The organism is Rahnella sikkimica, from assembly GCF_002951615.1.
Lineage (GTDB): Bacteria > Pseudomonadota > Gammaproteobacteria > Enterobacterales > Enterobacteriaceae > Rahnella > Rahnella sikkimica.
This window is the reverse complement of record NZ_CP019062.1, coordinates 1,233,600-1,247,094: the sequence shown is the minus strand read 5'-3', so window position 1 is coordinate 1,247,094 and position 13,495 is coordinate 1,233,600. Positions and strand designations below refer to the sequence as shown.

Sequence of the window (13,495 nt, the reverse complement as noted above, 5' to 3'; positions counted from 1 at the left end):
TGCTGTTAAATATCTGGCGGCGCGTCACATTGCCAGTAATCGGGCTGTTATGTGGCTTACGCTCTTTTCTGTTAACAAGCCTTGATTTATGTCTACACGACAATACCCAAAACGGCGTATTCTAGGGCTTTTCCGGTATCAGAATACCGGGTTCTCTTTCATTCTTTTCGCCAGGTGGTTTACGCCTTATGAATACCTCAGGAAGACGCCGTGTCAGGCTTTTCAGCGCCCTGACAGACGCCTGTTTTCGTGAAAAATATACCCTTCAACGCTTACTCAAAGATGCCATTGCAGGCGTCACCGTCGGGATTATTGCCATTCCGCTGGCAATGGCACTGGCGATTGCCAGCGGGGTTCCGCCGCAGTACGGGCTGTATACCTCGGCAATCGCGGGCATTATTATCGCCATTTTCGGCGGCTCGCGTTTCAGCGTTTCCGGCCCTACGGCAGCGTTCGTCGTCATTCTTTATCCGGTTTCTCAGCAGTTTGGCTTGTCAGGCTTATTACTGGCGACGCTGATGTCCGGCTTTATTCTGCTGCTGATGGGCCTCGCGCGTTTTGGCCGCTTAATCGAATATATTCCGCTGCCGGTGACGCTTGGCTTTACGTCAGGCATTGCGATTACCATCGGGACGATGCAGTTCAAAGATTTCTTCGGTCTGACGATGGCCAGCGTGCCCGAGCATTATCTCAGTAAAGTCGCGGCGCTGGTGATGGCGCTGCCGACGCTGGATATCGGCGATGCCGCGATTGGTATCGTCACGCTTGGCGTGCTGATTCTGTGGCCGAAACTCGGGCTGCGCGTCCCCGGGCATCTGCCTGCATTACTGGCCGGTTGCGCCGTCATGGCGATATTCATGCAGACCGGACATCCGGTCGCCACTATCGGCTCACGTTTTCATTTCCTGCTGCCGGACGGCTCGCAGGGCAACGGCATTCCGCCTATTCTGCCGCAGTTTGCGCTGCCATGGACACAGCCCGACGGCAGCGGCCTGAGCTGGTCGCTGGTTCAGGCATTGCTGCCCGCTGCATTTTCGATGGCGATGTTGGGCGCGATTGAATCCCTGCTGTGCGCGGTCGTGCTCGACGGCATGACCGGCAAAAAACACCATTCGGACAATGAGCTGATCGGCCAGGGTATCGGTAACATAGTCAGCCCGTTCTTTGGCGGAATTACGGCCACGGCTGCCATTGCGCGATCCGCGGCGAACGTGCGGGCCGGTGCGACATCGCCGGTTTCCGCCATTATTCACTCGCTGCTGGTCATTCTTGCCCTGCTCATTCTTGCTCCGCTGCTTTCATGGCTGCCGCTGGCGGCGATGGCGGCACTGCTGCTGATGGTGGCGTGGAATATGAGTGAAGCGCATAAAGTGGTGGATTTACTTCGCCGCGCGCCGAAAGACGACATTCTGGTGATGCTGACCTGCATGAGCCTGACGGTGCTGTTTGATATGGTGATTGCGATTACGGCTGGGATTGTGATGGCGTCGCTGCTGTTTATGCGCCGCATTGCACGGCTGACGCGCCTGACAGAAGTTGCCGTCGACACGCCGGAAAACACGCTGGTTCTGCGCGTCAACGGGCCGTTATTCTTCGCCGCCGCCGAGCGCATCTTCAGTGAACTTCAGGCGCGCGCCGAAGGTAAAAAAGTCATAGTTCTGCTGTGGGATCGTGTCGCTGTTCTGGATGCGGGCGGCGTTAACGCTTTGCGTCACTTTATCGACACACTGCCGGAAGAGACGGAACTGCGTATTGCAGAAATCCCCTTCCAGCCGCTGAAAACCCTCGCACGCGCCAGAATGCACCCGGTCGAAGGTCGTCTGAGCTTCCACGGAAATCTGGCGGACGCACTGTAAGTCTTCAAAACGGCTATTCCCAAAAATAACAAAGGCGACCCGAAGGTCGCCTTTTTACTGACATCCAAACCGCAAATTATTTGCTGGTATCGAGCGCCGGGAAGCTTTTCACCAGATCGTCGATGGCTTTCATCTGAACCAGGAATGGCTCCAGTTTCGCCAGCGGCAGTGCAGACGGGCCATCGCATTTCGCATTCGCCGGGTCTTCGTGTGCTTCGATGAACAGGCCAGCAATGCCAACCGCCATCCCTGCGCGCGCCAGTTCGGCAACCTGCGCACGACGACCGCCGGACGCTGCGCCGAACGGGTCGCGGGTTTGCAGTGCGTGAGTCACGTCGAAGATCACCGGGTGTCCGCCCGTTGCGTTGATCATCACGTTCATGCCCAGCATGTCGACAACCAGATTGTCATACCCGAAGTTGCTGCCGCGATCGCACAGAATAACCTGATCGTTGCCGCCTTCTTTGAATTTGTCCACGATGTTACCCATCTGACCCGGGCTCACGAACTGGGGTTTTTTCACGTTGATCACGGCACCGGTTTTGGCCATCGCTTCCACCAGGTCAGTCTGACGCGCCAGGAAGGCAGGCAGCTGAATCACATCAACCACGTCTGCAACCGGCTGTGCCTGCCAGGATTCGTGAACGTCGGTGATGATTTTCACGCCGAAAGTTTGCTTCAGTTCCTGGAAAATTTTCATGCCTTCATCCAGACCCGGACCACGGTAGGAATGAATCGACGAGCGGTTGGCTTTATCAAAAGACGCTTTGAAAACGTAAGGAATGCCGAGTTTCTGTGTCACGGTGACGTAATGTTCACACACACGCATCGCCATATCGCGTGATTCGAGTACGTTCATCCCACCGAACAACACAAACGGCAGATCGTTGGCGACTTTAATGTCCTGAATGCTAACCACTTTATGTTTCATGCTTTGGCCTTTTTAATGGTAAATCCTTCACCTGAAAATGCGTCAACGCATTATTTCATCAGCGTTTTTCAGATGATAACGTAAGGTAATTTAAAATTAGTGCAACGTGACGTGCTTGTGCTCAATCGAATGGATTTGCATTTTAATCACTTCTGAAATCGGGTCTTCCGGGCACTGCTCAACAAAATAGCTGAGATCGGAAATCGCCACGTGGTCACACTCCAGCTGAGCATAAATCAGACCCCGGTCGCGGATTTCATACGGGTCATCCGGATCAAACTGTAAAACCGTTTCGCTGGCCCGCAGCGCCAGTTCGAACTGTTTTTCTTCCATCAGGGCGGCTTTCAGCGTGTCGAGCATTTTGCGCACGATCAACGTGTTATCCGCTTCTTCCAGATCATCGTCTTCGATTATCGCCGTGACGCCCAGATTCCCTTTCAGCCACACGTTGAGCATGTGCTCGTTAAGCGTGTCGCCGTTAATCGGGTTGAGCAGCCACATTTCTTCGTCCATCCAGTCGGCGCGAAGAATCAGTTGAGTCGGGAAGATGACCGGCATCAGCGGCAAATCCAGCTCATGCGCGATATGCAGGAAGATCACGCCCAGCGAAACCGGCGTGCCCTGACGCGAAGCCAGCACTTTGTCGATCCAGATAGCATCCGAGAGGCGATATACGCCGCCCGCGCCACCGAATCCCCAGGTGCGGTAAAACAGTTCAATCAACACTTCCAGCTGCTGATCCTGATCAAGGTCCTCAGGAACGACGCGGCGAGCTTCCTCGACCAGCGTTTTCAGCTGGCGGCGAACGTCGTCCGCATTGAAATCAAAACGCACAGATTCCGTTACTTTGATCACCCCGGTACTGAGCCGGGCAGTGTTAAATTCAAAATCAGCAAGGGTACTCATAGTTATCCCATTAGCAGCGGTATTTTCGTCAGCGCCAGTTTGAGAACCAGATACAGGCAAGCGAGCGCCAGAATAAAGGCCAGCCAGCGGGTTTTCTGGCTAACCGGTCGCTTGCTCAGGGCCACAAAGCCCAGCGCGATATAGATAATAACGCCAAAAATCTTTTCGGTCAGCCAGGTTCCCTGTGGGCTGAACGGATAAAAGTGTGTGATGAAGATAAGCGAAATGCCGCTTAAAAGCAGCAAGGTGTCCACAATGTGCGGAACTATCTTCACCCAGCGTTTCTGCATCATAGCAGAACCCGCCCATTTCCAAAAAAATCGTAAAACAAACAGCGCAATACTCAGCGTGATGGTGAGCAAATGGAGATTCTTTATCCAGACATACGCCATTGTCAGTTTCCTTCTTTTATCGTTTTAAAATCAAAAGGTTTTGACTACAGATTCCACTGTCCGAGGCTGACGCGGTCATTGCCGCCATAATCTTTCACGGTCGAAACCTGCTGATAACCGGCATCACGCAGAAGTGTTTGCACGTCTGTCGCCTGCTGCCAGCCGTGCTCGAGCAACAGCCAGCCGCCTTCTTGAAGATACGCGGGTGCGGTTTGAATAATATGAGCCAGATCAGCCAGACCGGCATTTTCTGCCACCAGCGAGCTGGCCGGTTCAAAACGAACGTCACCTTGCGCAAGATGTGGATCGGCGGCGTCGATGTACGGCGGATTGCTGGCAATCAGCGCGAACGTTTCACCGGCGACCGGCGAGAACCAGCTGCCCTGTAGAAAACGCACATTGCTGATTTTCAGCTTTTGCGCGTTGTGTTGCGCCAGCGTTACCGCATCGGGCTGCAAATCAACGCCGGTTAACTTGCAGTCAGGCCGCTCGCTGGCCAGCGCTAAGGCAATCGCGCCTGTTCCTGTGCCCAAATCCAGCACGTTCACCGGCTCAGACGGCAAACGGACAAGCGCCTGCTCAACCAGACATTCAGTATCCGGGCGAGGAATTAACGTGGCGGGAGAAACAGACAGCGGCAGTGACCAGAACTCGCGTTCGCCGGTCAGATAGGCAACGGGTTCACCCTGCTCGCGTCGCGCCAGCAAGGTGTCCAGTTGTTGAAGCTGAGTGGCCGACAGCGGCGTTTCGCCAAAAGCCATGATGTAGGTTCTTGCCCGGCCTGTGACAAAACCGAGCAGGATTTCAGCGTCACGCTTCGGGCTTTCACCCGCAGCCAGACGGCGGGTAGCATCACGCAGCCAGCACTGAAAATCCATCAGTCCTGCTCAGAAAGTGCGGCGAGCTGGTCGGCCTGATATTCCTGCACAATCGGCTGGATCAGCGAATCGAGTTTGCCTTCCATCACTTCATCCAGACGGTAAATGGTCAGGTTGATGCGGTGATCGGTCACGCGGCCCTGCGGGAAATTGTAAGTACGGTTGCGGTCTGAACGGTCGCCGGTGCCCAGCAGGTTACGGCGCGTAGAGGCTTCTTCCGCATGACGTTTCGCCACTTCTGCCGCACGGATGCGCGCGCCGAGCACGGACATCGCCTTGGCTTTGTTTTTGTGCTGAGAACGTTCGTCCTGACATTCCACCACGATACCGGTCGGAATATGGGTAATACGGATGGCGGAATCGGTGGTGTTAACGTGCTGACCGCCCGCACCGGAAGAGCGGAACGTATCAATGCGCAGATCACCGGCGTTGATTTCCGGCAATTCGGCTTCCGGGATTTCCGGCATCACGGCAACGGTACAGGCCGACGTATGAATACGCCCCTGAGATTCGGTTTCGGGTACGCGCTGAACGCGATGACCGCCGGATTCAAACTTGAACTGGCCGTAAGCACCCTCACCGCTCACTTTGGCGATGACTTCTTTATATCCGCCGTGTTCGCCTTCGCTGGCGCTCACGATTTCGACACGCCAGCGACGCGATTCTGCGTAACGGCTGTACATGCGGAATAAATCACCGGCAAAAATCGCCGCTTCATCACCACCGGTTCCTGCACGAATTTCCAGGAAACACCCGCGTTCATCGTCCGGGTCTTTCGGCAGTAACAGAAGTTGTAATTTTTCTTCGAGTTCTTCGATGGTGGCTTTGCAGTCTTTGATTTCGTCCTGCGCCATTTCGCGCATCTCGGGATCGTCGAGCATCATCCCGGCAGTTTCTAAATCTTCCTGCGCCTGACGCCAGGCCAGAAAACATTCGGAAACGGACGTTAACTGAGCGTATTCGCGGGAAAGACTGCGGAATTTATCCTGATCGGCAATGACGCTGGCATCGCCGAGCATCGCCTGCACTTCTTCGTGGCGCTCTTGTAACGCTTCCAGTTTGGCAACAATAGAAGGCTTCATGCGTGGTGTTTAACCCTGTGAAAAAAGGAGAACTATTGCTGATCCAGCCCGAGGCTGTCGCGTAAAATTTGCAAACGCTCCACATCACCGTCGCTGGCTGCCTGTTGCAGAGAACGGGTTGGCGCGTGAATAAGGCGGTTGGTCAATTTGTGGGCTAATTCCTGGATCACCGCTTCGACGTCAGCGCCTTGCGCGATGGCGGCTAAGGCTTTTGCTTGTGCGTCGGCGCGAATAATATCAGCACGCGAGCGATAATCACGAATAATTTCAACGGCTCCCTGCGAACGCAGCCAGGCCATGAAGTTTGAGCTTTCCTGCTCAACGATGGTTTCTGCCTGAATCGCAGCGGCTTTACGCTGGGCAAGATTGTTTTGAATAATGCCGTGCAGGTCATCAACGCTGTATAAATAGACGTTGGCAAGTTTACCAACTTCCGGTTCGATATCACGCGGCACGGCGATATCAACCATCAGCATCGGCTGGTTACGGCGCGCTTTCAGCGCACGTTCCACCATGCCTTTGCCAATGATTGGCAACGGGCTGGCGGTAGAACTGATGATAATGTCGGCTTCCGCCAGGCGGGAATCGATATCCTGCAAGCTGATCACTTCCGCGTTCACTTCGGTTGCCAGCGTCTGCGCACGTTCGCGGGTACGGTTCGCAATCATCATGTGACGGACATTGTGCTGATGCAGATGACGCGCCACCAGTTCGATGGTTTCACCCGCACCGACCAGCAGCACATTCACATCAGAAAGGGATTCAAAAATCTGGCGCGCCAGCGTACAGGCGGCAAAAGCCACAGAAACGGCGCTTGCGCCGATATCGGTTTCAGTGCGGACACGCTTGGCAACGGAGAAGGATTTCTGGAACAGGCGTTCCAGTTCGCCGGATACTGCCCGGCCATTTTGCGATTCGGCGAAGGCTTTCTTAACCTGCCCGAGGATCTGCGGTTCGCCCAACACCAGCGAATCCAGCCCGCTCGCCACGCGCATAAGATGGCTGACGGCGGCGTTGTCATGGTGCCAGTACAAGCTTTTTCGCACTTCATCTTCACTGAGATGATGATAATCGCACAACCATTTCACCAGCTGTTCTTGCAGGTTTTCCTGTTGTTCGACGCTCAGATAGAGCTCCGTCCGGTTACAGGTAGACAACACGACTCCGCCCTGCACCAGCGGTTGCTGGAGCAGACTGGAGAGCGCCTCATTCAGAGTCTCGGGTGAAAATGTTACCCGTTCACGCAGAGACACCGGGGCGGTTTTGTGGTTGATACCTAATGCAAGCAGGGTCATATGGGAAGCGATTTTCGACTTATACTTTATAATAGTATGGGTTTACGTCTGCTGCGCATTCTACAAGATGCGCGGGATCAATAAAAGCCGTACAGCATCTAACGTTAAATCCATTTACAAATCAGTATTGTCCCAAAACTCTCCGATCGTCGATCATCTGTACCGGGTGTCGATCACCCGATGCGCGGGCTGTGCTAAACTAGCGCACGCCGTATTTGTCTGGCCCCTTTTCTGTTTATAAAAGCCACCGCCGCCAAAGCACAAAGGATTTAACCTGTTATGCCAATGCGTAAAACACATTTTGTTCGCCTCCTCCCTCTGGCAAGTTTAGTGCTTGCCGCGTGTTCGATTAATGCGCCGAAAGGCCCGGCAACCAGCCCGACGTCTCCGCAATGGCGTGAACACGAAGCTCAGGTCAAACAACTCGAGCATTATCAGACCCGCGGCTCTTTCGCTTACATTTCCGATAAACAGAAAGTCTATGCCCGCTTCTTCTGGCAACAATATTCCCAGGACAGCTACCGTCTGCTGCTGACCAATCCGCTCGGCAGCACCGAAATGGAGCTGAAAGTGCAAAGCGGCATCGCGCAGCTGACCAACAACGAAGGCAAGCATTACACCAGCGATAATCCGGACGACATGATCCGCAAGCTGACCGGCATGTCGATTCCGCTGTCCAACCTGCGTCTGTGGATGCTTGGCCTGCCGGGTGATGGCACCGATTTCACCCTCGACAGCCAGTATCGCCTGTCACAAGTTAAGTTCAGCCAGAATGGTCAGAGCGGCACTGTGGTGTATCAGGCCTATGACGACGACGCCAAACCGTCCCTGCCGCAACGTCTGGAAATGACCCAGGGCGAACAGCGCATCAAGCTGAAAATGGATAACTGGACATTAAACTGAGATGACGCAGCAATTGTGGCCGTCTCCGGCTAAACTCAATTTGTTCCTTTATATCACCGGACAGCGGCCCAACGGCTACCATGATCTGCAGACGTTGTTTCAGTTTCTCGATTACGGCGACGCCCTGAGTTTTGACGTGCGCACCGACGGCGTTATCGCCCTGACCACACCGGTTGAAGGCGTTGCAGACGACGACAATCTGGTGGTGCGCGCTGCTCGTCTTTTACAGAAACACACGGGAAGCCCGCTTGGCGCGGATATCTCCCTGCAAAAGCAGATCCCGATGGGCGGCGGCCTGGGCGGCGGTTCCTCTAACGCCGCGACCGTGCTGGTTGCCCTGAACACCTTGTGGCATTGCGGGCTAACGGATACAGAACTGGCTGAACTCGGCATCACGCTGGGCGCAGACGTGCCGGTCTTTGTGATGGGTTTTGCCGCGTTTGCCGAAGGCATTGGTGAAATCTTGCAACCGGTCACACCGGCGGAAAAATGGTTCCTGGTGGTTCATCCCGGCGTTCACATTCCGACCCCGGTCATTTTCGGCGATCCGGAACTGACCAGAAATACACCAAAACGCCCTGTAAATGTGCTTTTGAACACGCCTTACGCAAATGATTGCGAACCGATTGCGAGAAAACGTTTTTACGAGGTTGAACAGCTACTTTCTTGGCTGTTAGAATACGCGCCGTCGCGACTGACCGGAACAGGGGCTTGTGTGTTTGCCGAATTCGACACAGAAACCGAAGCCCGTCAGGTATTTAATGAAATCCCAGCATGGAGCCGGGGTTTTGTAGCACGCGGTGTAAACGTTTCACCGTTACACCGTTTTCGCGAAGCCGCGTTGAGAACTGCGGGCAAAGCGTAGAGAGTCACAGTGGTTTTGTGTCTGTTCTTTGCCAGCGACTTATTCAACCGGTTTTTGTTTAAGCAGTAAGATTTAGAAGTATCGTGAGCATAATGCTTTGGTACCGCTCACCGCCCGGTGGTGCCAAAAGCCAATGTCTTCCCTGGACGCAAGCCTGAGGTTCTTCTCGTGCCTGATATGAAGCTTTTTGCTGGTAACGCCACCCCGGAACTAGCACAACGTATTGCCAACCGTTTATACACCAGCCTTGGTGACGCCGCCGTCAGTCGTTTCAGCGACGGTGAAGTAAGTGTGCAAATTAACGAAAATGTACGTGGCGGAGATATTTTCATTATCCAGTCCACTTGTGCACCTACAAATGACAACCTGATGGAACTGGTCGTCATGGTTGATGCCTTACGCCGCGCCTCTGCTGGTCGTATCACAGCCGTTATTCCTTATTTCGGCTATGCACGTCAGGATCGCCGGGTGCGTTCTGCCCGTGTGCCAATCACCGCTAAAGTTGTTGCTGACTTCCTGTCCAGCGTCGGTGTTGACCGCGTTCTGACCGTTGACCTGCACGCAGAGCAGATTCAGGGCTTCTTTGATGTACCAGTAGACAACGTTTTCGGCAGCCCAATCCTGCTCGAAGATATGCTGCAACAGAACCTGGAAAACCCAATCGTTGTTTCCCCGGATATCGGCGGCGTTGTTCGCGCCCGTGCCGTGGCGAAACTGCTGAACGATACCGACATGGCTATCATCGATAAACGCCGTCCGCGTGCCAACGTTTCTCAGGTGATGCATATCATCGGTGATGTCGCTGGCCGTGACTGTGTGCTGGTTGATGACATGATCGACACCGGTGGCACCTTGTGTAAAGCCGCTGAAGCACTGAAAGAACGCGGTGCTAAGCGCGTATTCGCTTACGCAACTCACCCAATCTTCTCCGGCAACGCAGTGGAAAACATCAGAAACTCCGTCATCGACGAAGTGATTGTATGCGATACCATTCCGCTGTCCGCAGAAATCCGCGCACTGAAAAAAGTACGCACCCTGACACTGTCAGGCATGCTGGCTGAGGCTATCCGCCGCATCAGCAATGAAGAATCCATTTCTGCGATGTTCGAGCATTAATCATCACGCCCCATTTCAGGGGCGTTTTGTTTTTGCGAAGAACTGATGTATTCAGAAATGCAAAAAACCGTTGAAGCGTGAGCGACAACGGTTTTTTTCTTTTCAGGCCATTTAATCAGGAATGGCGATGTGTCTTGCTGTTTGCACAACGTGAGTCATAGTGACGCACCCACCAGTAGCGATCTGCGACGCGTTCACGTCCACCGACTCTGGCACCGGCCAGCCACAAAATAGCGCCGATGAAAATACTGCCGATAGCGCCATGTGCCAGAAACTGCGGTAAACCCAGTTCAGGCAATTGATTTAAAATAGAATAGCCAACGCCACCGACCATTGTGAGTAAACCGAGTCCCATCAGGGCATTGCCCAGTCTCATTGCGGTTTTACGTTTCATATGTCACCTCCAGTTGTCGATAGTCTTAGCATCATTGCTGTCTTGTCATTTCCTGCCTTAACTATAGACGTCCCATCCGGTTCACTTTGCGGTCACGATCACAGACAGAGAACATCAGATGACAATTCTTTACGTTTTCCAGTCAGATACATTCGGAAGGTTAATAATTAACTGTAGAAACTATTCAGAAACCACCGCATTTAAACAGAATTACATGGCCTGATATTTGGCACAGCGAAAAGTGACAGGTAAACTAGCCCGCTAAACCTCACCCGATTAAGAAGCGAAAACCGTGAGCAGCATTAAATTGATCGTCGGGCTGGCCAATCCAGGTGCCGAATATGCCCAAACCCGCCACAATGCGGGTGCCTGGTATGTTGACCTTCTGGCACGCCAGCACAACCAGCAGTTAAAAGAAGAAAGTAAGTTTTTTGGCTACACCGCGCGTTTATCTCTGGCAGGTCAGGACGTCCGCCTGCTGGTGCCGACCACCTTCATGAATCTCAGTGGCAAAGCCGTTCTGGCGATGGCGCAGTTCTACCGTATTGAACCGGACGAAATTCTGGTCGCGCACGATGAACTGGATATCCCGCCGGGCATGGCGAAAATTAAACTGGGCGGCGGCAACGGCGGTCACAATGGCCTGAAAGATATTCAGAGCAAATTCGGCGGTAACCCGAATTTCTACCGTCTGCGCATTGGCATCGGCCATCCGGGCGATAAAAGCAAAGTCGTGGGATTTGTGCTGGGCAAGCCGCCCGCCAGTGAACAAAAGCTGATTGATGATGCGATTGACGAGTCACTGCGCTGCACGGAATTACTGATGAAAGACGGCCTGGAAAAGACCATGCGCCGCCTGCACACGTTTAAAGCTGAGCTTTAATCCGCACGGACTGACCACAACCTGATCTCTGACGGGCGCAACTTTTTGCGCCCGTTTTACTTTTCACAAACTGGCTTAAAGTGGCTCGTCAAACCGCAATAATCGCCCGGCATTGCCCAGCACCAGCAAGGTGCTCAGGTTATGTAACAGTGCGGCAATCAGCACACCGCCCACGCCGAGTAATCCCATTGCGGCGGCCGCCATCACCACCAGCGTCCAGCCCAGCCCGATGAAAACATTAATTTTCAGCGTTTTACGGCAGGCGCGGCTCAGACGAACGCAGGTTCCCAGACGGCGCAAATCGCTGCCGATCAGCACGACGTCGGCGGAAGCGAGCGCAATATCGCTGCCGCCCGCCCCCATCGCAATGCCCACCACGCCCGCTTTTAACGCCAGAGAATCATTGATGCCGTCCCCGACCACCATTGGCCGGAACCCTTGCGCGATTTCGGCTGATACCTGATGCAGTTTATCTTCCGGTAACGCCTGTGCGACGACATCACCGATGCCCACTTCTCCGGCAATACGTTGCGCCACGCTGTCGCGGTCGCCGGTCAGCAGAAGTTGTCGTTGCAGCCCAAGCTGACGCAGTTCCGCCAGCGCCATTTGCGCCTCCGGCCTGAGCGAATCAGCCAGAAGCAGCCAGCCGAGAAAACGCCCGTTTAGCGACAGTCCGACCAGCGGCCCGTCATGTTCAGGTTCGGCATCCACCGGGATACTGTTCTGGCCGAAAAATGCCGGACGCCCCAGCAACGCATCGCCCTGTGCAGTCCGCGCACGCACGCCCATGCCCTGCTGTTCTGACACGTCGTCCAGTGGTAAATATTGTTCACGCGGCAGTAATTTTGCCAGCGCACGGCTGACCGGATGGCTGCTCGCCGCGCCCAGACTGGCCGCCAGCCGGATCACTGCGTCAGACGACGCCCCGGCGGCCAGCACCGTGCGCTGCAAATGCAGTTCACCGTGCGTCAGCGTACCGGTTTTATCGACCACGATGGCGTTCAGATCGGCCAGTTCCTCCAGAAATGCGGAGCTGCGGATCAGGATCCCGTGACGCGCTGCCACTGCGATCCCGGCAATGGCCGTGGCGGGCGCGGAAAGCACCAGCGCACACGGACACGCCGCCACCAGCACCGCCAGCATGGCGTGGGCATCGCGGGTGATAAACCAGGTCGCGGCGGCAATCAGCAGAATAAGCACCAGATATTGCCCGGCGTAGCGTTCGAGCAGACGGGTGATCGGCGGTTTGGCATGTTCGGCTTTTTGCATCAGCGCAATCACTTTACCCAGCGTGGCATCCGCGCCGGTGCGTGTGACTTCAACGCAAAGTAATCCGTCAAGATTAATGGCCCCCCCGAAAACGTCATCCCCCGCGCGGGCTTCCTGTGGCACGGATTCCCCGGTGATCGGCGCAGTATCCAGACTGGCGCTGCCAGATATGACACGGCCATCGGCGGGCAACCGGTCACCGGCGCGGACTTCAACCCGGTCGCCGGTTCGCAACTGGTGGTTATCGATTTCTTCAATGTCACCGTCGGGTAAAATCCGCCGTGCGCGGCTGCGTGTCAGATGGCTCAGTGCGTCGATCGCTTCCTGCGAACCGATCACGCTCCGCTCTTCCAGAATATGACCAAAAATCATAATGCCCGGCAGCAATGCGGCGGTCATCAGATCGCCCGTCGCCCACGCACCCAGCATTGCGATGGCAATCAGCTGATCGGTCACGCCATGCAGGCTGGGGCTGCGCAAGCTGTAAATCGCCGAACGCAGCACCGGCACCGCGACCAGCAGTGACGCCACGCCAAACAGAATTTGCCCGACGTCGCTTTGCTGCGGAAACAGCCACTGCCAGATCCAGCCGCACAGCAGCAGACCAAACGCGGCCATCGCCAGCAGCAGCTGCACCGCCATATTTCGCTGTTCACTGCGCGTTAGCAGCACACTTTTCGCGGGCGAAGTGTGCGGTTCTTCAGAGGAAAAAGACGTCACGGAAG

Annotated in this window: 13 protein-coding genes; 5 read left to right on the top strand and 8 right to left on the bottom strand. The window is 54.8% G+C overall.

The window, feature by feature from the left end; translation table 11 throughout:
- The first annotated feature begins 188 nt into the window (after positions 1-188).
- Positions 189-1,856 carry a C4-dicarboxylic acid transporter DauA gene (dauA, locus tag BV494_RS05660; RefSeq protein ID WP_104921964.1) on the top strand — a complete coding sequence of 556 codons (1,668 nt, stop codon included), beginning with the start codon at positions 189-191 and terminating at the stop codon, positions 1,854-1,856.
- Positions 1,857-1,932: 76 nt separating this feature from the next.
- Here dauA and kdsA read toward each other — a convergent pair whose 3' ends face one another.
- From kdsA to hemA, 6 genes are all read right to left on the bottom strand, one after another.
- The gene (kdsA, locus tag BV494_RS05655; protein WP_104921963.1) at positions 1,933-2,787 is read right to left on the bottom strand and encodes a 3-deoxy-8-phosphooctulonate synthase; all 855 of its coding nucleotides are present in this window, start codon (positions 2,785-2,787) and stop codon (positions 1,933-1,935) included.
- Between the two features lie 96 nt (positions 2,788-2,883).
- Positions 2,884-3,693 (bottom strand): invasion regulator SirB1, encoded by an 810-nt coding sequence (sirB1, locus tag BV494_RS05650; RefSeq protein WP_104921962.1) that lies wholly within the window; start codon positions 3,691-3,693, stop codon positions 2,884-2,886.
- A gap of 2 nt (positions 3,694-3,695) precedes the next feature.
- Positions 3,696-4,085: a SirB2 family protein gene (locus tag BV494_RS05645; RefSeq protein ID WP_104921961.1), complete on the bottom strand. Its 390-nt coding sequence runs from the start codon at positions 4,083-4,085 to the stop codon at positions 3,696-3,698.
- Positions 4,086-4,129: 44 nt separating this feature from the next.
- Positions 4,130-4,963, bottom strand: coding sequence for a peptide chain release factor N(5)-glutamine methyltransferase (prmC, locus tag BV494_RS05640; protein ID WP_104921960.1), 834 nt, complete (start codon positions 4,961-4,963; stop codon positions 4,130-4,132).
- Positions 4,963-6,045 carry a peptide chain release factor 1 gene (gene prfA / locus BV494_RS05635; protein WP_104921959.1) on the bottom strand — a complete coding sequence of 361 codons (1,083 nt, stop codon included), beginning with the start codon at positions 6,043-6,045 and terminating at the stop codon, positions 4,963-4,965. Before prfA ends, prmC begins: the two co-directional genes overlap by 1 nt.
- A 32-nt stretch (positions 6,046-6,077) precedes the next feature.
- Positions 6,078-7,340, bottom strand: coding sequence for a glutamyl-tRNA reductase (hemA, locus tag BV494_RS05630; protein WP_104921958.1), 1,263 nt, complete (start codon positions 7,338-7,340; stop codon positions 6,078-6,080).
- Positions 7,341-7,619: 279 nt separating this feature from the next.
- Between hemA and lolB the strand changes: the two genes are divergently transcribed.
- From lolB to prs, 3 genes are all read left to right on the top strand, one after another.
- On the top strand, positions 7,620-8,243 hold the full coding sequence (lolB, locus tag BV494_RS05625) for a lipoprotein insertase outer membrane protein LolB (RefSeq protein WP_104921957.1): 624 nt from the start codon (positions 7,620-7,622) through the stop codon (positions 8,241-8,243).
- A gap of 1 nt (position 8,244) precedes the next feature.
- A complete protein-coding gene (gene ispE / locus BV494_RS05620; protein ID WP_104921956.1) occupies positions 8,245-9,108 on the top strand; it encodes a 4-(cytidine 5'-diphospho)-2-C-methyl-D-erythritol kinase in 864 nt (287 codons plus the stop codon).
- 168 nt (positions 9,109-9,276) lie between these two features.
- A complete protein-coding gene (gene prs, locus BV494_RS05615) occupies positions 9,277-10,224 on the top strand; it encodes a ribose-phosphate diphosphokinase (protein ID WP_104921955.1) in 948 nt (315 codons plus the stop codon).
- 115 nt (positions 10,225-10,339) lie between these two features.
- Here prs and ychH read toward each other — a convergent pair whose 3' ends face one another.
- Positions 10,340-10,618: a stress-induced protein YchH gene (ychH, locus tag BV494_RS05610; RefSeq protein WP_104921954.1), complete on the bottom strand. Its 279-nt coding sequence runs from the start codon at positions 10,616-10,618 to the stop codon at positions 10,340-10,342.
- A gap of 292 nt (positions 10,619-10,910) precedes the next feature.
- Here ychH and pth point away from each other — a divergent pair, with 292 nt between their 5' ends.
- Complete coding sequence (pth, locus tag BV494_RS05605) at positions 10,911-11,501, top strand: aminoacyl-tRNA hydrolase (RefSeq protein ID WP_192938081.1); 591 nt, start codon at positions 10,911-10,913, stop codon at positions 11,499-11,501.
- 75 nt (positions 11,502-11,576) lie between these two features.
- On the opposite strand, the gene BV494_RS05600 is transcribed toward pth, so the two are convergent.
- On the bottom strand, positions 11,577-13,490 hold the full coding sequence (locus BV494_RS05600; protein ID WP_104921953.1) for a heavy metal translocating P-type ATPase: 1,914 nt from the start codon (positions 13,488-13,490) through the stop codon (positions 11,577-11,579).
- Positions 13,491-13,495 lie beyond the last annotated feature (5 nt).

Bases quoted from the DNA above. Each gene is read 5' to 3' on its own strand.
- lolB (WP_104921957.1), top strand. From the start codon at position 7,620: ATGCCAATGCGTAAAACACATTTTGTTCGCCTCCTCCCTCTGGCAAGT.
- prfA (WP_104921959.1), bottom strand. From the start codon at position 6,045: ATGAAGCCTTCTATTGTTGCCAAACTGGAAGCGTTACAAGAGCGCCAC.
- sirB1 (WP_104921962.1), bottom strand. From the start codon at position 3,693: ATGAGTACCCTTGCTGATTTTGAATTTAACACTGCCCGGCTCAGTACC.
- prmC (WP_104921960.1), bottom strand. From the start codon at position 4,963: ATGGATTTTCAGTGCTGGCTGCGTGATGCTACCCGCCGTCTGGCTGCG.
- ychH (WP_104921954.1), bottom strand. From the start codon at position 10,618: ATGAAACGTAAAACCGCAATGAGACTGGGCAATGCCCTGATGGGACTC.
- hemA (WP_104921958.1), bottom strand. From the start codon at position 7,340: ATGACCCTGCTTGCATTAGGTATCAACCACAAAACCGCCCCGGTGTCT.
- kdsA (WP_104921963.1), bottom strand. From the start codon at position 2,787: ATGAAACATAAAGTGGTTAGCATTCAGGACATTAAAGTCGCCAACGAT.
- BV494_RS05645 (WP_104921961.1), bottom strand. From the start codon at position 4,085: ATGGCGTATGTCTGGATAAAGAATCTCCATTTGCTCACCATCACGCTG.
- dauA (WP_104921964.1), top strand. From the start codon at position 189: ATGAATACCTCAGGAAGACGCCGTGTCAGGCTTTTCAGCGCCCTGACA.
- ispE (WP_104921956.1), top strand. From the start codon at position 8,245: ATGACGCAGCAATTGTGGCCGTCTCCGGCTAAACTCAATTTGTTCCTT.